A 20,317-nucleotide genomic window follows, 5' to 3' on the forward strand; every position below is an offset into this window, starting at 1 on the left:
TTAGGAATATCTCCAGTCGGAATAGAAGACAGTTTCTTTGAACTTGGCGGAGATTCTATTAAAGCGATTAAGGCCGTTTCGAAGTTACGGGAAAAAGGTTATAAGCTTTCTTTCGCCGCATTAATGTATCAGCAGACCCCAAGAAAGATTGGGGAAAATATTCAAATGGGAGAAGTAAATCAAGTATACGAACAGGGAGAAATCAATGGGGAAAGTCCATTAACCCCTATACAACTAGAATTTTTCAATAAGAATCACGTCGTACCTAATCATTATAATCAGGCCTTAATGTTAAGAAGTGATGAGCCATTTGACATACCTAGTTTAAAGACAGCAATTACTGAAATCATTAAACATCATGACGCTTTAAGAAATGTATATGACGGACAACGTCAAATCACGCTGTCTACAGAGGAAAGCAAGCTATATGATTGGTATGAAAAAGATTATACAAAAGTGCAAGATGTATCGAAAGAGATAGAGTATGCCAGCGATAAATTACAGGCAAGCATAGACCTAGCCACCGGGCCTTTAGTAAAAGTAGGGCTGTTCCATTCAGACAGTGGAGATCATTTACTAATTTGTGTACATCATCTGGTCATAGACGGTGTATCATGGAGAATTCTGCTGGAGGATTTATTTAGTGGATATCGACAAATACAAGAGACAGGTAAAATCACGCTGCCAATGAAAACGGCTTCGTACAAGGAATGGGCGAATGCTTTAACACAATATGCTAAGAGTGAAGTGCTTTCAGATGAAATAGCATACTGGAAAAATATATCGGATAAATCAAATAGTACTGAGACATTCAAGAGTACACAAACAGCAAGTGGTCAATATAAAAATAAAGTAGTGAAAGTGGACTCTGAAACGACGAAAAAGCTGTTGCTCGAAGCTGGAAAGACATATAAAACAGAAATAAACGACTTGTTACTGGCATCGCTGACCATTGCAGTAAAAGAATGGAGAAACTCTAAGTACCTAACCATAGAAATGGAAGGTCACGGGAGAGAGACAATAGATAGAGAGATCGCCATCGATCGTACAGTTGGTTGGTTTACAAGTGTATATCCTATTATTTTGGAGACAAAAGATACTGTTGAAGAAAGCATTTTGGAGACAAAACAAACATTGAAACAGGTCCCTAATCATGGAATTGGATATGGAGTTTTGAGATATCTTGGTGAGCATAGCGGACTTGAGATGAGCGCAGCAATAACATTCAATTATCTTGGAGAATTGGATAACGAGATAGACAGAATTGAAGGAATATCCATGTCGGGAATGCCATTAGGAAGAAGTATGTCAGAAAAAAATTCATCAGGAATGGGATTGTCTCTAAATGGGGCTGTTTTAAATGGGCAACTTGAATTTGACATCATATATGATACTGGATTGTATACTGACGAGGATGCTCAAACATTGGTATTGGCATATGAAAGAGCAATTAAGGATGTTGTCGAAACGTGTTTAACCAGAAAAGGAACAGTAAAAATGCCATTAGATGAAACATTAATTGGTGATAACCGTGATGGCGATCTAAAGTGCATGATACAAAAACAGTTGAATTATTATGGAGATAACCATATTAAAACACGTTCTACTTTAGAATGTCCTGTATTGACAGGACATGAGGACTTCTTGCGACCGGATACAGAAATTATTACTGAAATCATAACAATAGAAGGAACGGCAGAGAACGCTTCTTTATCACTCAGAGGAATAATTTCCAGGCATGGGGCATTAAGAACGAAATTAAATCAAAAAATGACCTATTTAGAAGAATACGATTATTCAGATGAGTGGGAAATTCCAGTAGTGAAAGGAACCTTAGAATTATCTGCAGAACAATTTAAAGAAATTGTGAATGAAATGAGTTTTCTAACTGATGATAAGCTGTTATCTAGATTTTTAATCGTAGAAATAGATGCAGACCATTGCTTAGTACTTAGTGCAATTCATCATTTAATATGGGATGGAGTCTCACAAGATTTGTTTAAGGTTATGCTTCATGAAACTTTGAACAACAGACTTACCACTCCCTATAACTATTCTTTCATAGAATATTGCAAAATGATTAAAAAGAAAGTTGACGAACTGGAAATTCCTGATGCTCAAGAGTCTAACATGGAAGAGTATATTGAAGCTGCTAAACAATCAGCTGATTTGGTCTCTCGACGAGACACTAAGAGGTCTACAGAAATTCATGTAAAACTAAATGAGTTACAATATCAGAAATTTAGCGAACAACCCATTAATACAGCAGTAGAATTTATATCAAGGCTTATGTATAGTGACTTACCTGAAGAATTAAATAACATCCCTGTTTCTGTTTTGACACATAACAGAGATGAATTCAATAAGGAAATGTTGGGGCTAACTTTAAATTTAGATTATTCAATTTATGATAGGAAAAGTAAAACGCAAAAACAGCTTTTATCAACATCAGAAAAATCGAGTATTAATCAATCTGCAATTACAGAAAAGTTGTTTCTTATAGCACAAAAGTACGGTTTTAATGAAATGTCCCATCGCATTCCAATCATTAATTATCAGGGAGTCCTTGATAAGTTTGCAAGTAGAGATGACATATCACTTGAGAAGATGTTTTTACAAACACAGATTATAGAGTCTGAAGATTTTGGAGTTAGCATGCACTTTTACATTCAAAATAGTACTCTAATTGCTCGCATTACAGGCATTACAATTGAAGAAGAGCTCCTTAATGATGTCATGAAGAATATTTAATGTTGGATCTTACCCGTAAAACCACCCGCTATGCGGGTGGAGGGGTCATAAAAAGACATATGATGCCAGATCATGTGCATATGCTCGCGGTCCCACCCAACATATCTGAAATATGCACATGATCTAGCAATAAACAATTGGAGTGTAAATTAGACATGCTCTAAATGAAATTAGAAACAAGAAGGGGGGCTTATAGTATGAATGAAAAAATTTCAAAAAGCATATACAAAAAGAATATAGGCTTATTTATTTTGTCCTGCTTACTTGGTATCATGACATCTATTCTGTTTATTGCATTGGCAATTATACTACAAAAGTTTATTGATTATTCTATTAATAAAGATATTGACAATATCTTTAAGGTGACTACTGTTTCCGTTATTTTATTGCCTTTAGGTGCAGTGGGAATGTATGTGGGGTATGCTGTTAAAAATTTATATACAAAAAGGGCAACGTTAAACCTGAAAAATACCCTTGTTGAAAATATTTTGCGGTTAGATATGAGAAGTTTCAACAAGGAGAGTAATGGAACCTACATATCACGATTGTCAAATGATATAACGATAATTCAAAACGATTATATAAAAGGGACCGTGGAAATATTTGTTCAGCTAGCTATGCTTGTAGGCGGAGTGCTTGCGATGTTTATCATTAATTCATTCCTTGCATTGAGTATATTACTCACTTGTATCATTCCACTTGCAGTTTCGAGTATATTTAATAATCGTATGCAAAAAGCACAAGGTGAAGTGGCTGAGCAAAATAAAAATTATGTATCTTTCATTAAAGATATATTGTCTGGAAATCAGGTTGTTAAGAGCTTTAACATCGAAAAGGAGATTTTTGAAAGGGCAAAGGCAAAGGCGAACAAGCAGGAAAAAGCTAAAATGGTATACGAAAATCTGTTGTCACTCATTATGTCACTTACTGATATTTCAACTTTTCTTGTTGCTGTAGTCATATTTATTGTGGGTACTCAGCAGCTAATGAAAGGAGAAATTACAGTAGGAGAGATTATGGCTTTTATTCAATTGTTAAATTGCGTAACAGTTCCCATTAATAGACTCATAACCGGTTTTACCAAAAGGCAGGCCAGTCGGGCTTTATTAATGAATTTCAATAAAATTGGAGAGGCAAAAACGGATCAAACTCAAAGAATTGATATCCCTAAATTCAGTAATAAAATTTCTCTAAATGGGCTTTCGTTAAGCGTAGATGGGAAAAAAATTTTAGATGATATTAATTTTGAATTTGAATATGGAAAGTCTTATGCCATTGTAGGAACAAGTGGGAGTGGAAAGACAACCTTATTAAAGATGTTGACTGGGTTTTATGATGGGTATGAAGGAAATATCAGGTATGACGGGGTTGATCTTGAGAAAATAAGTGATCAGTCCATTTTCCAAAATGTTAGTTTTATTCATCAGGACTGTTTTATCTTTGATGATACGATTGAACAAAATATTAAATTGTTTCGTGAATGTGACACAGATGAGTTTGAGCAAGTCATAAAGAAGAGTATGTTACAGAAATTGATTCATGACAGAGGCGGCTTTGATGTATTATGTGGAGAAAATGGAATCCATTTTTCAGGTGGGGAAAAACAGAGAATTTCTATAGCAAGAGCACTCCTGAGAAAATCACCTATATTACTTATGGACGAGGCGACTTCAGCGTTGGACAATCAAACAGCTAGTGACCTTGAGTGTATGTTAAGTGAAATGCAGGGCATTACGAGAATTTCCATTACTCATAGGCTGGATGAATCAATTCTTAGTGGATATGATGAAATTGTCTTATTGAATAATGGGAAAATTGAAGAACACGGCACGTATCATAAATTAATGGAAGCCAAACAAAGATTTTATGCATTGAGTATGTTGAGTAGACATAATAATGATCTTTTAATAGAGAAAGGTACAACTAGTCTTGTATTTTAAATCTCAATGGTTGTATGAAATAAGTTTTTGGACAGTTTTGATGCTTGTATAAGATGAAAGGGGTGTCGTACGGATGGAGCAAATCGCAGTTGTTGGGTGTGGCGGAATGATCGGTGAAGTCATCTGTAAGAACTTATGTAAAGACTTTATTGTTAAGGGCGGACAGCGGCGTGAACCTACAGCATTAATGAACCTTAATAATTTTAACTACCAATTCCTGGATGTTTCTGACTGGGAGAACTTGATTGCGTTCTGTACTGATTGTACGGTTGTCATTAATTGTGCAGGGCCTGAATTTGTAATTAAAGATAGAGTTGCTCAGGCAGCCATGAAAGTAGGAGCAAAATATGTTGATGCTTCCAATGCTTTATTATTGAATCAGGAGCAAAAGCTAGAGCTTAAAGCTAACGGTGTAAATTACATAGGAGCTGGTTTTTGTCCTGGAATTACAGGTCTGCTATTAAAACGAGTGATAAATCATTTATTAGACGAAACTAAGCATGTGAATTGTTATATTGGTGGTGCGGAACATTATACGAAAACTTCTATCTCAGATATATTAATGAGTGGCCATAGTGTAATTGGAAAAACAGACTCTTATTGGAGTGATCATTGTGTTAAAACGGAAAATATAAATATGATGCAGAAAGAATTTGTACCTGAAGTGGATGTTCCTGTCTATAAGAAACCGTATTTAAGTCAAGAGATCATTGATATTCTGGAAGTTAGTTCGGTACAAGAACTTCACTGGTACAATATAGCGGCAAATGATTATATTTTCCGTTTGGCAATGCAATTTTATCAAATGCAACTTGAGTCTTCGGTTGAAGAAGCAATGAAAAAACTAGACATTAGCTTAGAGGAGCAACCTAAAGAGGAATGGATAGCTTTAGTCATTGATGCTACAGGAGTGAAAGATGGAAAGAATGTTAGGTGCAGATTGAATTTACAAATGGAAACGAGTTCAGAGTTAACGGGTACAGTGGCTGCCGAAATCGCCCGACAAGCTGTTTCGAGTAATAGACCTAATGGTACCTACTGGGCTTATGAAGTGCTTCCTATAGATTTTATGAATCAATATGTTTTTTCTAATAAGCATGATTTTTATGAGGAAAAGTATGTTGAAATAAAGAAATGATATGACTAGGTTACATGGCGTACATCTGATATTTATTGGATAGGGGGGAGTACATTATAAAAAAGCTTTTACTTAAGAGATTACCGTTGATTTCACTTGGAGTTATAGCTTACATACTGACAAAATACGCGCAGAACCATCAGGATTGGGCGGAAAAATACAGTAGGTCTGTATATCCGTTATTGTCAAAAATAGTAGGATTTGTACCTTCTTGGGTCACATTTTCTGTTAGTGAATGGCTCGTCGTGTTGGTTGTGTTACTTTTTCTATTTTATATCGTTTATTATGTGCGCAAGGTTATCATGAGTAAAGGTGCACGTAGGATGGTAGTTTATCGTGGTGCTCTAGGAATCGTTACGATCTGTAGCGTGATATATTTTTGTTATACTATTTTGGGTGGAATAAACTATTACAGATATTCTTTTTTGTCTTATACCGAATATAAAGAAGAGAACTACAGCAAGGAGGAACTGGTCAAATTGAGTAAGTCGCTTGCCGTTGAAATGGAATTGGCAAGGGAAAAGTTAGCGGATACTGATCTTTTGGCTCATGTACCAGAGGTTTTTGATTATTATGCACAACACGCAGTGTTCTCGATGCAAATGTTATCAAAGAAATATCCTGTTTTGGAGCATTCATATTCAACACCAAAACCAGTGGTGATGTCAAAACTAATGTCGCATGCAGGGATACATGGTATTTTTGTCCCTTTTACTTATGAATCCAATATCAATGTTAATGTGCCAGTTTTTTTGGTGCCTGCTACTATGGCGCATGAATTGGCACATCAGAGTGGTTTCATGCATGAGGATGAGGCTAATTTTATAGCTTATCTGGCATGTAAGCAGCAGGATGATCCAATGATACTATACAGTGGTTTATTTCTGGCATTTGATTATTCTATATCTGAGCTAAAGAAAGTGGATCCAGATAAGGCGTCTGATATAATGTCCAGTCTGTCCAAAGCGGTGCGGCATGATATAGAACAAAATGAGCAGTACCGGGATAAGTATGAGGGTGTTATTTCAAGTATTTCAAGAAATGTAAATGACGTATATCTGAAGGCAAATAATCAGACAGACGGTTTGAATAGCTATAGTGATATGGTGAATTTATTGCTGGCAGAGCAGCGAGAGATAGAGAAGTACAATTAAATGTATCTTGAATACTTATAGGTTTATATAGTAATGATAGTGGGCTCAAGTTGAACATAGGAGTGAGTGAAATAAATAAAATAAAAGTATTTCCTATTCCATATGCTGGAGCGTCGGTAAATGCATATTATGAATGGAAAAAACTACTGCCGGATAGATATGAATTGTGTATATGTGAATTGGCTGGAAGAGGAACTCGATTCACAGAGCCTTGTTACCAGTCTGTTGGTGAAGCAAGTGAAGATATCGCCAAAAGAATAAGTGAACAATTAGAATATGACGATGAATATGTTATATTTGGACACAGCATGGGAGCCTTATTGACTTATGAGATATATTATAAACTTAAGCAAATGGGAACTAAGGAACCAAGGCATCTGTTTTTTTCTGGGCGAGATGCTCCACATATTTTTGAAAAGAGAGAAGACATTGAAAATATGACTAATGAAACTTTCTTGACAAAGGTGGAACAATATGGGGGAATACCAGAGGAGTTTTATACAAAAGAGATTATGGATATGTTTCTTCCGATTTTGCGAGCAGATTTTATAATTTTGGACAATTATAAGTTTCAGCCCAAAGCAGAAAAAATAAGTTGTGGAGTAAGCGTTTTTTATGCGGATAGCGATTTTTCGACTCATATCAATGAAATGCATAAATGGAGTGAAGTTGTTGAAGGGAATGTGAAATTTCATAAGTTTAAAGGAGAACATTTTTTTTTGAATCGGTATCCTAATGATATTGTAAATACTATTGTTAAAGATACAGAGACTTATTCTTGTTCATGAGAGATTCCTCGTTTCGTCAATGTTGGTGTGGTAACTTACATTGTACAAGAGGAATCTCTCTTTCGCATTCATTTTTTGGTAGAATTTAGATAATCGACAGACGTGTTATTATATAAATCTAAAAAGATTTTGGTTTAGACTTTCTTTTCTTTGTACAGTTTGAATGTGTTTTGAAATATTATATTTAAAATAAATTTTATCAGTCTGAGAATCCTTCAATGATTGTTACTTAATTTTGCTTAATTATAAAAGTAATATTCAATAATTGTTTTAGGTAGGTTTTAGTAAGGAGAATTATGAAAAAAATTAAGAAAAAACATTGGAAATAATAAGCTTTCAGTTTTAAGCCCGGTGCCGCTAACAACACGGCGGCCGGGCTTTTTTCACGGCCGGATTACGATGTCAGCGCCGAACTTGATCGGAACTCTCAGCCATTTACATTCCCCTTTTCTCTTGTAAATAAAAAGATTCTAAAACTAGAAAAGGTTCCGGAAAGCAGATGCTTACGGAACCTTTTTCGTTATGCCGAATGGCTTTTTTTCGTCTGAACGGTTTCCCTGGACTTGATACCAAGTGATACGAACAAGCCGATCACAGATACGCCGATCAATATCATAAACAGAATGTGAAATCCGGAGATTAAACCGATCAGTGCTGAAGAAATAATGCTTCCGAAATAACGGAAGGTGGAAAAAATCCCGGATGCGATGCCGGACATGCCCGGTTCTACCGTCGCAAGAGAAGATACCTGCATGCTCGTCAGCCCCGCACCTGACGCGATGCCTCCTACAATAAGCGATGCCATAAGAAACGGAACGGAATGGGAATAAACCAAAAGCAGAAATAAGAGATTGGCTACGGCCATCAGCCCGAAGGACAGAAAAATCATTCTTCGCGCGCCCCATTTCTGATGCAGCTGAGCTCCGCCCCAGTTGCTGGCGGACATGAAAACAGAAAAGACTGACAGCGCCATGCCGCTGTGCGACGTATTCATGCTGAAGTGGCCGGTCATAAAGAGCGGCATAATCAATAACACGGCGTACATCATTAAATTGCTTAACAGAACCGACAGATTGGCGCTCGTAAAGGTCGTGTTTTTAAACAGGTCAAAATCAATAATCGGATGTTTCGTGCGCAGCTCCCGCCTGAAAAATAGCGGAACAAATATGAGAATGAGCAGCGCGTACACCCAATAGCCCAAAGAGCTTTCATTTTTCGTCAGAAGAATTATAGATACAATGCTTCCGGCAAGCAAAACGGACCCGATGATATCAAGCGGAGCGTCAGACGTTTCTTCTTTATATTTAGGAAACATCACTAATGCCGTCACGAGTGCGATCGCAAGAAACGGAATGTTGACCCAAAAGATCGAATGCCAGCTGAAGCTCTCAATTAAAAGAGAGCCGATAAACGGACCGAGAGCCGCGCCCAGCCCGGCACCGAGGCCGAAAAAGCCGAATACTTTCGGAAGCCGTTTTTCAGACACGACATGGCGGATGATGGCGATGCTGTTTGGCGTAAGCAAAGCTCCGCCGGCAGCCTGAAGCGCCCGGAAGAAAATCAATAAGAAAAGACTTGGCGAGAGGGCGCACCCCAATGATGCGATGAGAAAAAGGCCGACGCCCCATAAATACATTTTTTTGTTTCCGTACATATCACCGAGTTTGCCGGCAATGGGCTGTGTCACAGCCATCACGATTAAATACACGGTCACTACCCATGTGATGCTGGCAATTGATTCGCTGAATGAGCGGGAAATGGATGAAAGGGCGACTGCGATCATCGTAGAATTGATGGGAACGAGTATGGCTCCCAGCAAAAGCGAAACGATCAGCGCCCATTCTTTCTTTGACCCCATCCTTCATCCTCCTTGGAGCCGGAAAATGACCGGCCGGTAATGCCTTTCATGAAAATCTCAGTGCTGTGTTTCAGCATCGTTTCCTCAGAGAGAGTAATGACTCTTTTCCCCAGCTGCAGCCGGTGTATAAAATAACCGAAAATCATCGTCATAAAGACGTCTGCATTAGCTTCTTCGCTGCCGGGGCTTATCATATTTTTCTTTGTCAGCTCCTTAAAGTAAACGATTAAATGCTTTTTCACGGATTGCGGATATACGACAATATCCTGCAGGACGTCTTCGAACAGTTCCGGTTCGCGCAGGCAGATGCGGAACACTTCTTTTTTTTGTTCCAATTGCTGCAGAAGGGTCGCGGCGAAATGAAGAAGATCCTCATACAGATCGCCTTCCGCCTTGGTGATCATGCTTTCCGGAGCCGGCGTCTGCTGTTCAATCATGGCTTTCATTAATCCTTGTTTGTTTTTAAAATTACGGAAAATCGTTGCTTCGCTTACTTTTGCTTTTTCTGCGATTTCTTTTGTTGTCGCTGCGCGGTATCCTTTTTGGATGATCAGATTCATCGCGGCGTCAATAATTCTCTTGTTCGTCGTTCTCAACATGTTTCACCTCGCGTAAATACTGGCAGGACAAGTATACACCCGCCCTGCCCGTCAATAAAGAGGGAAACCTAGCATGAAGCGCGTTTGACAATCGTAATCTTGCCGTTTGTCCCGTCCACCGTGACGATATCTCCGTCGTTGAGCCTGTCAGTCGCGGCACGTGTGCCGAGAACGGCCGGGAGCCCGTATTCTCTCGCGATGATCGCCGCATGTGACAGGATGCCGCCCGTGTCCGTAATGACGGCCTTTGCATCCTGGAACAGACTGGTCCACAGCGGTGTCGTCATTTTGCAGACAAGCACGTCTCCTGTTGAAAAACGGGAAAATTCACTTGCGTCACGAATGACTTTCACCGGGCCGCTTGCGATTCCGCTTGACGCCGCAAGTCCGTAAATTTGATGTTCAGTGTTTTTTTCATCTTCTGTGATGGAGCCGGTAATCTGTTCAGCCGTTTTCAGCTGTTCCGAAGTCGGAGTCCCGAGATAAGCGGGGGCTTCAAGCAATTGATATTGCTGGAAGAGCTGTTTTCGTTCAGCGGCTTTTTCCTGCATCGGAACCGGCGACACGAGCGCTTTCTCGACTTCATCGCTGTATAAGTACCACATATCCTCCCGATCATCGATTACGCCTTGTTTTTGAAGCAGCTCGCCGATTTTCAGAAGGCAAAGGCGCGCTTTGGCGTCCAGCATCGCATCAATATAAAAATGGTGATCATCTTTGATGACGGATGAAGACAATGTCCACTGATAATAGCGGTCAAACGTCTCCCGAAAGCCGTCATCTTCAATTCTATCCATAAAGTCGGCGTAGAGCTGTTTTCGTTTTTCTATCGTTTTATGAAACTCACTGTCAAAATCGTATCCGTTCCGGACATAGTTCTGAATGTTGGCCAAAGCGAAATAAGGGTTTTCCGCCCAAGTTTCTTCAATGAGATCATGACTTTTCACGGATCTCCAGCCGTATTCCTGTAAAAATTGACCGACTTGTTCGAGAAAGCGTTTTCCCTCATTTGATTGCAGAAGCGTCTGATGCAGCTCATCGGCATGAGAAACCGTAAAGACGCGCCGCAGCTCAGGGCTGTCTTTTACTTGTCCGGAAAGCAGCCAGAGCTGTCTGTCGGTCTCCAATGACTTATTCATGACGCCAGCCAGCATTTCATACAGAAGGGAGGTGTTTTCTTTCTCAACCTGTCCGTACATGGATTCCAGTATCATGTTTAACGCAACCTGCGGAAAGACAATATTGAAATGTTCTGCGTATCCTTTTAAATAGAAGTCTTGCAGGTTTCGGAACGCATCAAGGGCAGTCTCCGGCGTATGGTCTGTATGCGCCAGTTCGTCCAGCTTTTGATAAAAAGGCAGAAAGGTTTCCTGAATAATATCGTACATGCGGTCAGCCAAGACGGGGAAAAGCGCTTCTAACTGTTCTGCGGGCAGCTTGTCGTCCGTCTTATGCTGTCTGGAAAAAACACGGCCCTGATGAAGTTTGACACGCTCGATTTCGATGCCCATTACAGGGAATGCCTTCGTGCTCTCTTTGAGGCCGTATTCCAAAGCCGGCACAATGAGTGAGGCGAATAACGGGCTGACGGGGCCTTCAATATTGGCCTCCATATTGAGCCAAAAATCTTTCTGATCCCGGGGCGTCATGATAAATTCCCGTTCTTCGTCTGCCGCCTTCTGATCCTGCACGATCGTTGTAATCGGCCTGGCCTGAAGCAGATACAGCTTATTTTCGGCAAATCCGAATTCGAGATCCACGGGATAACCGTACAGTTCTTCCGTCTTTATCGTCAGCATGGCAAGCTCTTTGACGCTCTCGTCATCAAGGCAGAAGCGGTTTCTCATGTCAGCGGTCGTCTCTTTTTCCGTCACGCCTTCGTCTTTAGAAACGATATACATTTCTTTTAAGCCGATTTCTTTTTCAATCTGAAATGTGTCTTTATTGACGATAAATGTGTCGGGCGTCACGCTGCCGGAGACGATTGCTTCTCCGAGACCGTAGCTCGCGCTGATCATCAGTTCTCCGTCATCGTGTGTGACGGGGTTGCGGCTGAAAATGACCCCTGAAACCTCGGAATTGATAAGCCCTTGCACGACAACGCCCATTAACGGTTCTGCGGTGTCATTGTTCATTTTCTCTTTATAACCGCTGACCCGCGCCGAGAAGAAGGAAGCCCAGCATTCTTTCACTTTTCCGAGAAACTCTTCTTCTGTTTTGATATTTAAATAGGTTTCGTACTGACCAGCGAAAGAAGCGCCTTCAAGATCTTCGGACGCGGAGGAGGAACGTACGGCGACAGAGGCGTATGATTCTCTCAATTCATAAAACGACGCGGTCAGTTCCTCCCGAAGCTCTTTTGAAAACGTGCCGTTCATAATGGCGCGCTCCATCTGTTCCTGATCTGCTTGAAGCCCGTTGTCTTCCATAAAACGTGTCAGGGCATTCGTCTGAATGATAAAACCGCCGGGAACGGGCAGTCCGTTTTTCGTCAGTTTAATCAGGTTCATTCCTTTTGCTCCTGCAGAGCGGCTCGATTCTTCCGCTTTTTGAAATCGCACTGAATACATGCGGTATGACCCCCTTTTTTTTCCTCATCCAAGAAAATGATAGTAAACACTATCATTACATTGTAAAGAGGTAGGAAGAAACTGTCAAAGATACAAAGACCTAAACCTTCTCATCCTTTCGGCTGAAGAAAGGTAATTCGATTCATCTGGTTAATGGTTCAATGGATTTATATTCACAATTTTTTTGACAGATGATTGAAGACTGCTGAAAAAGGGTATTGTGATAGCAGGGGAACGATTGTCCGATTCTTCATTTTTTACTATAATCAGATGAGATGAAGAATTCCCGAGGAGGGTTTTTGTGATTACAAAAGCCGTTTTTGCATTATGTTTCCCTTTTATGCTGGTCGTCCTTTTTACGCGCGTCACGTTTAACCACTATGTGGCGATCGCTCTCACAGCCGCACTGCTTTTCGCATCCTATTTAAAGGGTTACACCGAAACGTATTTTATCGTTGGATTGGATGTCGTATCGCTGGTGGCCGGAGGGCTGTACATGGCCAAAAAAGAAGCAGACAAAAAGAAAGACAATGCCTGACATGGTGAATATGAAATAGAATGCCTGCTTTTACGCCATAAAAGCAGGTTTTTTATACAAAAATTGACTTGGTAAAAACAAACCATCGAACTTTAGTTCGTATTTTTAGTGATTTTGCCCGTCATTGTGTTACTATATCAATAGGAAGATTTCGTAAAGAAACGGAGGCTTTTTTGTGAAAGATCGTTTTGAGTTAGTCTCGAAATATCAGCCCCAGGGAGATCAGCCGCAAGCGATTGAGAAGCTTGTCAAAGGCATACAGGAAGGCAGAAAACACCAGACTCTCCTGGGTGCGACAGGGACGGGCAAAACCTTTACCGTGTCCAATCTGATTAAAGAAGTGAATAAACCGACACTGGTCATTGCCCATAACAAAACCCTTGCCGGACAGCTGTACAGCGAGTTTAAGGAGTTTTTCCCGAACAATGCTGTCGAATATTTTGTCAGCTATTACGATTACTATCAGCCGGAGGCGTACGTGCCTCAAACGGATACTTTTATAGAGAAAGACGCAAGCATTAATGATGAAATTGATAAACTGAGACACTCCGCGACGTCCTCTCTGTTTGAACGGAGAGATGTCATTATTATCGCGAGTGTGTCATGCATATACGGTCTCGGTTCGCCTGAAGAATACCGGGAAATGGTTGTGTCGCTCAGGCCGGAAATGGAGATTGAGCGGAACGAGCTGCTGAGAAAGCTTGTGGATATCCAGTATGCCCGCAATGATATCGACTTTCAGCGCGGTACGTTCCGCGTGCGCGGAGACGTTGTGGAAATCTTCCCGGCTTCCCGTGACGAACATTGTATCAGAGTGGAATTTTTCGGAGATGAAATTGAGCGGATCAGAGAGGTCGACGCTTTGACCGGAGAAATTCTCGGCGACCGTGACCATGTCGCGATTTTCCCGGCTTCCCACTTCGTCACCCGTGCGGAAAAGATGGAAAAAGCGATTCTGAATATTGAACAGGAGCTTGAGGAGCGCTTGAAAGTGATGCACGAAAACGGCAAGCTCCTTGAAGCGCAGCGGCTTGAGCAGCGGACGAGATATGATCTTGAAATGATGCGGGAAATGGGTTTTTGCTCAGGGATCGAGAACTATTCAAGACATTTGACACTCCGTCCGCCGGGCTCTACGCCGTATACGCTGCTTGATTATTTTCCGGATGATTTTATGATTGTCGTTGATGAATCACATGTGACGATTCCGCAGGTGCGCGGCATGTTCAACGGTGACCAGGCGAGAAAACAGGTGCTTGTCGATCACGGGTTCCGCCTCCCGTCAGCGCTTGACAACCGTCCGCTCCGATTCGAGGAATTTGAGAAACACATGCACAATATCGTGTACGTGTCGGCGACTCCGGGACCGTATGAAATTGAGCATACGCCGGAAATGATCGAGCAGATCATCAGACCGACGGGACTCCTCGATCCCCTCATTGACGTCCGGCCGATCGAAGGACAGATTGATGATCTGATCGGCGAGATACAGGCGAGGATTGAACGGAATGAACGCGTTCTCGTGACGACTTTAACGAAAAAAATGTCAGAGGATCTGACCGATTATCTCAAGGAAATCGGCATCAAGGTCAATTATCTGCATTCCGAGATTAAGACGCTTGAACGGATTGAAATCATCCGTGACCTCCGCCTCGGAAAACATGATGTGTTAATCGGCATCAACCTGCTGAGGGAAGGGCTTGATATTCCGGAAGTGTCACTTGTCGCCATCCTCGATGCGGATAAAGAAGGCTTCCTCCGTTCTGAGCGTTCGCTGATTCAGACGATCGGACGGGCGGCACGAAACGCGGAAGGCCGCGTTATCATGTATGCCGATAAAATCACGAATTCGATGGAAATCGCGATTAATGAAACGAAGCGCCGCCGGGAACAGCAGGAGCGCTTTAACGAAATTCACGGCATTACGCCGCAAACGATCAATAAGGAAATCCGCGATGTGATCCGCGCGACGCAGGCCGCTGAGGATAAAGAAGAATATAAAACAAAAGCCGCGCCTAAACTGGCGAAGATGACGAAGAAAGAACGCCAGAAAGTCGTTGAGCAAATGGAGCACGAAATGAAAGAAGCGGCCAGAGCGCTTGATTTCGAGCGGGCGGCAGAGCTTCGTGATTTACTGTTAGAGCTTAAAGCGGAAGGATGATGAACACATGGCAATTGACCGGATCGAGGTGAAAGGCGCAAGGGCGCACAATTTAAAAAACATTGATGTAACGATTCCGCGGGATCAGCTCGTCGTCGTGACGGGGCTGTCCGGATCGGGAAAATCATCCCTTGCCTTTGACACCATTTACGCGGAAGGACAGAGGCGGTATGTTGAATCGCTTTCTGCCTATGCGCGCCAATTTTTAGGGCAGATGGATAAGCCGGACGTTGATGCGATCGAAGGGCTTTCTCCGGCGATCAGCATTGACCAGAAAACGACGAGCCGCAATCCGCGGTCAACCGTCGGAACGGTAACGGAGATTTATGATTATCTCCGGCTGCTGTACGCGAGAGTCGGGAAGCCGCACTGCCCGGAGCACGGCATTGAAATTACGTCGCAAACGATTGAACAGATGGTTGACCGGATTCTTGAATATCCGGAGCGGACGAAGCTTCAAGTGCTTGCGCCGATCATCTCAGGCAGAAAAGGCGCCCATGTCAAAGCGCTTGACCAAATCAGAAAGCAAGGTTACGTAAGGGTGCGGATTGACGGAGAAATGGCCGAGCTTTCCGACGAGATTGAACTTAAAAAAAACAAAAAGCATTCCATTGAAGTAGTCATTGACCGGATTGTCGTCAAGGAAGGGGTTGCCGCCCGGCTTTCCGACTCACTGGAAACCGCGCTCCGCTTAGGGGAAGGCCGTGTCATGATAGATATCATCGGTCAGGAGGAGCTGATGTTCAGCGAGCATCACGCCTGTCCGCTGTGCGGTTTTTCTATCGGAGAGCTTGAACCCCGGCTGTTTTCGTTTAACAGCCCGTTCGGCGCCTGCCCGACTTGTGACGGTCTCGGCTTGAAGCTGGAAGTGGACCCTGAGCTCGTCATTCCCAATCCTGAGCTGTCATTAAAAGAACACGCCATCGCGCCGTGGACGCCGATCAGTTCACAATATTATCCGCAGCTGCTTCAGGCGGTCTGCCGCCATTACGGCATTGATATGGAGACTCCGGTCAAAGACCTGCCGAAGCATCAGCTTGATAAAGTGCTGTACGGCAGCGGCGATGAACGGATCTACTTTAAATACGAGAATGATTTCGGACAAGTGCGCGAAAATGAAATTGAATTTGAAGGCGTGCTGCGCAATATTGAGAGACGGTATAAAGAGACAAGCTCCGATTATATCCGTGAACAGATGGAGCAGTACATGTCACAGAAGCCGTGCCCGACGTGCAAAGGCTACCGGCTGAAGAAAGAAGCGCTTGCCGTTTTGGTAAACGGGCGCCATATCGGCACCATTACCGAGCTTTCCGTCGGCGATGCGCTGGAATTTTTCAAAAACCTGACGCTGTCTGAGAAAGATATGCAGATTGCCGATTTAATTTTAAGAGAGATTGTGGAGCGGCTCAGCTTCTTAGATAAAGTCGGTCTTGATTACCTGACGCTGAGCCGGGCGGCGGGAACGCTGTCAGGCGGAGAAGCCCAGCGCATCAGGCTTGCGACGCAGATCGGCTCCCGTTTGTCAGGCGTCCTGTACATTCTTGATGAGCCGTCCATCGGCCTTCACCAGCGTGACAATGACCGTCTGATCAGCGCGCTGAAAAACATGAGGGATCTCGGCAACACACTGATTGTCGTGGAGCATGATGAAGATACGATGATGGCTGCCGATTATTTGATAGATATCGGTCCCGGCGCCGGCATTCACGGCGGCCGCGTCATATCGGCGGGGACGCCTGAAGAAGTGATGAATGATGCGGACTCTCTGACCGGACGTTATTTGTCAGGGGCTCAATTCATCCCTATGCCTCCGGAGAGAAGAAAGCCTGACGGCCGGTTCATTGAAATCAAAGGCGCTTCAGAAAACAACCTGAAAAAAGCGAACGCCAAATTCCCGCTCGGCACTTTTACGGCGGTGACAGGTGTGTCCGGTTCCGGAAAAAGCACGCTTGTGAATGAAATTCTGCATAAGGCGCTTGCGCAAAAGCTTCATAAAGCCAAAGCGAAACCGGGAAGCCATAAAGAAATCAAAGGCCTTGACCACCTTGATAAGGTGATCGACATCGACCAGGCGCCGATCGGCCGGACACCGAGATCAAACCCGGCAACTTACACGGGCGTGTTTGATGATATCCGCGATGTCTTCGCGCAGACAAATGAAGCAAAGGTGCGCGGCTATAAAAAAGGCCGGTTCAGTTTTAATGTAAAAGGCGGGCGCTGTGAGGCCTGCCGCGGCGACGGCATCATCAAAATTGAGATGCACTTCCTTCCTGACGTGTACGTTCCGTGTGAAGTGTGCCACGGCAAACGTTACAACCGGGAGACGCTGGAGGTCACATACAAAGGAAAAAGCATTTCTGACGTTCTGGATATGACGGTGGAAGATGCTCTGTCTTTCTTTGAAAATATCCCGAAAATCAAACGCAAGCTTCAAACGCTTGCCGATGTCGGACTCGGGTATGTGACGCTCGGCCAGCCGGCGACGACGCTGTCAGGCGGAGAAGCGCAGCGCGTCAAGCTTGCTTCCGAACTGCATAAGCGTTCCACCGGCCGGACGCTGTATATTTTGGACGAACCGACGACAGGCCTCCACGTTGATGATATCGCAAGGCTTTTGGTTGTGCTTCAAAGACTCGTCGATAACGGAGATACCGTTTTGGTCATTGAACATAATCTCGATATCATTAAAACGGCGGACTACATCGTCGATCTGGGACCTGAAGGCGGAGCGGGCGGCGGCATGATCGTAGCCTCCGGGACGCCTGAAGAAGTTGTCGAAGTGAAAGAATCATATACGGGCCGCTATCTGAAACCGGTAATGGAACGTGATAGAAAACGAATGAAAACATTGCTGGCCGAAAAAGAAACGGCAGCCACGTAATAGATCAATAAAAACAGCCCAAAACTCATCGCGTTTTGGGCTGTTGTTGTTACAGGCTTTTTTTCTGTTGGGGAAGCTGTCTGCTTAAATGCATTAAGTCCTGCAGAATATGGGTGCTGCTGCTGTCCAGCAGCACTTTTATATATTGGATATCATGGGAAATGGGAAGAGGGGCTGCTTTGATCTGTTCCAATTCAGCCAGCATTTCGCTGTTCATTCTTTTCTGTTCGCGAATTAAATTTCGAAGACTCTCTTCCGTTACTTGGGCGTTTTCGGGATCTTTCTCCATTTGTATGTCCTCCTTGCATACGGTCAGGCTTTGTTACATATTGTAATCGGTTCGGGGAAAAGATTCTATAGTGAAATCTCTGAAATCAAAAATTACGTATAACGAAGCATGTCCTTAGCATGAAAATGAAACCCGCCCATTCGTCATACGTATGTATAAGGAAGGGTTTTTACATTACGGCACAGGGAGTGTTTTTATTGAACCGAAATCAAGCGATTATCGCATCAATCTGTTATTTCAGCGTGTTTCTCGCGCCGCTCATTCTTCCGATTGTGGCTTACTTTGTCGTCGATGAAAAAGAGACGAAGCGGCATGCCATGCGCGCTCTGATTTCCCATATCATTCCGTTTGCGGGATTGCTGATTGTGACCGCGGGTGTTGTCGGCGGATTGATTACGGCTCAAGGGGAGAGTATGGTGCCCGTTTTTGTTATGATAACAGGAGCAGCTGTTTATTTTCTGATCCTCATCGGAATGGTCATTTGGAATATCGTGCAGGGAATTAAGGTGTTACGCCAGGTGTAAGAAAAGTCGGGGGAGGAGTTTTGTATGAAACAGGAGAAAGAACGGATTTTAAAGCTTGTGGAAAACGGCATGCTGACGGCGCAGGAAGCACTGACGCTCATTGAAAAACTGGATCATGAATATAAAGAAAAAGAAGAGCAGATCACCGCATTATCTGCGGAGGTCCAGGAACCTGCGGAAGATTTCGAAAGCGGGGCAAAAGGAAGCCAAAAGCCGTCGCTCGGGGCGAAGCTGTTCGACTGGATTGATTCTGCCGTCAAAAAAGTGAAGGAAGCGGATCTTGATCTGAATTTCGGCCACGCACACGAAGTGCAGCATATTTTTCAATTTAAAGACAGTGAATTCTCGGCCATTGATATGCAGATCGCAAACGGCAGCGTCAATATCGTGCCGTGGGCGGATGAAGATATCAGAGCGGAGTGCCAGGCGAAAGTGTACCGGGCGGACAGTCAGGAGGCGGCGCGCACCGCATTTCTTCAGCACATTGAGTGTGAAGTGAAGGGCAATAAGTTTTTTGTCCGCACGGAAAAGAAAACGATGAAAACCAATCTCACGCTTTATGTTCCCCAGAAAGAGTACGATAAGATAAGAGTGAAGCTGTTTAACGGACCGATCAGAGGGGAACATTTACATGTAAAAGAATTCTCGGCGAAAACGACAAACGGCGTTCTGTCATTTTCTCATTTGACGGCTGATAAAGCGTCGGCGGAAACAGCTAACGGACAAATCAAACTGGCCGGACATCAATGCGGAGCGATTGAAGCGGAAACGATCAACGGCTTGATTGATTTGCGCGGATCGAGTGAATCCATTGACGTTCAAAGCTTTAACGGCAATATCATGCTTACCGTGACAGCGCCGCACTGCCGCTCCATCTACACGAAAACGACGACCGGAAACGTGGAGATCGCTCTGCCTGATGATTCGGCGGTGAAAGCGGAGCTGAAAAGCAATCTCGGCTCTCTCAGCCATGAGCTGATTGATGCGGAAATTTTAAAGGAAAAGAATGATACCATTCAAAAAGAACTGATGCTGGCATCAAATCAAGGCCATGATCAGCATCTCTCGATTTTCTCAGAATCGTTAACAGGAGCCATTAAGCTCAAGCATACTCAGAGGTGATTGG

The 20,317-nt window shown here is 43.2% G+C and carries 14 protein-coding genes; 10 read left to right on the plus strand and 4 right to left on the minus strand.

Annotated features, from left to right (window positions below; translation table 11 throughout):
• From AR442_RS08675 to AR442_RS08695, 5 genes are all read left to right on the plus strand, one after another.
• Positions 1-2,751 (plus strand): condensation domain-containing protein (locus AR442_RS08675; RefSeq protein WP_101560371.1); only part of this gene is annotated, 2,751 nt, incomplete at its 5' end.
• Positions 2,752-2,948: 197 nt separating this feature from the next.
• Positions 2,949-4,691, plus strand: a complete 1,743-nt coding sequence (locus tag AR442_RS08680) for an ABC transporter ATP-binding protein (protein WP_053285122.1) — start codon at positions 2,949-2,951, stop codon at positions 4,689-4,691.
• A 73-nt stretch (positions 4,692-4,764) separates the two neighbouring features.
• Positions 4,765-5,829 carry a saccharopine dehydrogenase NADP-binding domain-containing protein gene (locus AR442_RS08685; protein ID WP_014418993.1) on the plus strand — a complete coding sequence of 355 codons (1,065 nt, stop codon included), beginning with the start codon at positions 4,765-4,767 and terminating at the stop codon, positions 5,827-5,829.
• 86 nt (positions 5,830-5,915) lie between these two features.
• Complete coding sequence (locus AR442_RS08690) at positions 5,916-6,983, plus strand: DUF3810 domain-containing protein (RefSeq protein WP_021495271.1); 1,068 nt, start codon at positions 5,916-5,918, stop codon at positions 6,981-6,983.
• A gap of 50 nt (positions 6,984-7,033) precedes the next feature.
• Positions 7,034-7,771, plus strand: a complete 738-nt coding sequence (locus tag AR442_RS08695; RefSeq protein ID WP_014418991.1) for a thioesterase II family protein — start codon at positions 7,034-7,036, stop codon at positions 7,769-7,771.
• Between the two features lie 520 nt (positions 7,772-8,291).
• Here AR442_RS08695 and AR442_RS08700 read toward each other — a convergent pair.
• From AR442_RS08700 to AR442_RS08710, 3 genes are all read right to left on the minus strand, one after another.
• Complete coding sequence (locus tag AR442_RS08700) at positions 8,292-9,629, minus strand: MFS transporter (RefSeq protein WP_014418990.1); 1,338 nt, start codon at positions 9,627-9,629, stop codon at positions 8,292-8,294.
• Positions 9,602-10,225: a TetR/AcrR family transcriptional regulator gene (locus tag AR442_RS08705; protein ID WP_014418989.1), complete on the minus strand. Its 624-nt coding sequence runs from the start codon at positions 10,223-10,225 to the stop codon at positions 9,602-9,604. The genes AR442_RS08700 and AR442_RS08705 overlap by 28 nt, the downstream gene beginning before the upstream one ends.
• Positions 10,226-10,296: 71 nt before the next feature.
• On the minus strand, positions 10,297-12,798 hold the full coding sequence (locus tag AR442_RS08710; RefSeq protein WP_014418988.1) for a PEP/pyruvate-binding domain-containing protein: 2,502 nt from the start codon (positions 12,796-12,798) through the stop codon (positions 10,297-10,299).
• Positions 12,799-13,099: 301 nt separating this feature from the next.
• Here AR442_RS08710 and AR442_RS08715 point away from each other — a divergent pair, with 301 nt between their 5' ends.
• From AR442_RS08715 to uvrA, 3 genes are all read left to right on the plus strand, one after another.
• On the plus strand, positions 13,100-13,336 hold the full coding sequence (locus AR442_RS08715; RefSeq protein WP_003151438.1) for a CsbA family protein: 237 nt from the start codon (positions 13,100-13,102) through the stop codon (positions 13,334-13,336).
• A gap of 175 nt (positions 13,337-13,511) precedes the next feature.
• On the plus strand, positions 13,512-15,497 hold the full coding sequence (gene uvrB, locus AR442_RS08720) for an excinuclease ABC subunit UvrB (protein WP_003151439.1): 1,986 nt from the start codon (positions 13,512-13,514) through the stop codon (positions 15,495-15,497).
• Positions 15,498-15,504: 7 nt separating this feature from the next.
• Positions 15,505-18,378, plus strand: a complete 2,874-nt coding sequence (gene uvrA / locus AR442_RS08725) for an excinuclease ABC subunit UvrA (protein WP_053285123.1) — start codon at positions 15,505-15,507, stop codon at positions 18,376-18,378.
• A gap of 49 nt (positions 18,379-18,427) precedes the next feature.
• On the opposite strand, the gene AR442_RS08730 is transcribed toward uvrA, so the two are convergent.
• A complete protein-coding gene (locus AR442_RS08730) occupies positions 18,428-18,667 on the minus strand; it encodes a hypothetical protein (protein ID WP_003151443.1) in 240 nt (79 codons plus the stop codon).
• Between the two features lie 197 nt (positions 18,668-18,864).
• Here AR442_RS08730 and AR442_RS08735 point away from each other — a divergent pair, with 197 nt between their 5' ends.
• On the plus strand, positions 18,865-19,191 hold the full coding sequence (locus AR442_RS08735) for a hypothetical protein (RefSeq protein ID WP_003151444.1): 327 nt from the start codon (positions 18,865-18,867) through the stop codon (positions 19,189-19,191).
• 24 nt (positions 19,192-19,215) lie between these two features.
• A complete protein-coding gene (locus AR442_RS08740; protein WP_014418986.1) occupies positions 19,216-20,313 on the plus strand; it encodes a DUF4097 family beta strand repeat-containing protein in 1,098 nt (365 codons plus the stop codon).
• Positions 20,314-20,317: the final 4 nt, after the last annotated feature.

It is taken from the genome of Bacillus velezensis (assembly GCF_001461825.1).
GTDB classification, from domain to species: Bacteria; Bacillota; Bacilli; order Bacillales; family Bacillaceae; genus Bacillus; species Bacillus velezensis.

Bases quoted from the DNA above. Each gene is read 5' to 3' on its own strand.
- AR442_RS08740 (WP_014418986.1), top strand. From the start codon at position 19,216: ATGAAACAGGAGAAAGAACGGATTTTAAAGCTTGTGGAAAACGGCATG.
- uvrA (WP_053285123.1), top strand. From the start codon at position 15,505: ATGGCAATTGACCGGATCGAGGTGAAAGGCGCAAGGGCGCACAATTTA.
- AR442_RS08710 (WP_014418988.1), bottom strand. From the start codon at position 12,798: ATGTATTCAGTGCGATTTCAAAAAGCGGAAGAATCGAGCCGCTCTGCA.
- AR442_RS08700 (WP_014418990.1), bottom strand. From the start codon at position 9,629: ATGGGGTCAAAGAAAGAATGGGCGCTGATCGTTTCGCTTTTGCTGGGA.
- AR442_RS08730 (WP_003151443.1), bottom strand. From the start codon at position 18,667: ATGGAGAAAGATCCCGAAAACGCCCAAGTAACGGAAGAGAGTCTTCGA.
- AR442_RS08685 (WP_014418993.1), top strand. From the start codon at position 4,765: ATGGAGCAAATCGCAGTTGTTGGGTGTGGCGGAATGATCGGTGAAGTC.
- AR442_RS08680 (WP_053285122.1), top strand. From the start codon at position 2,949: ATGAATGAAAAAATTTCAAAAAGCATATACAAAAAGAATATAGGCTTA.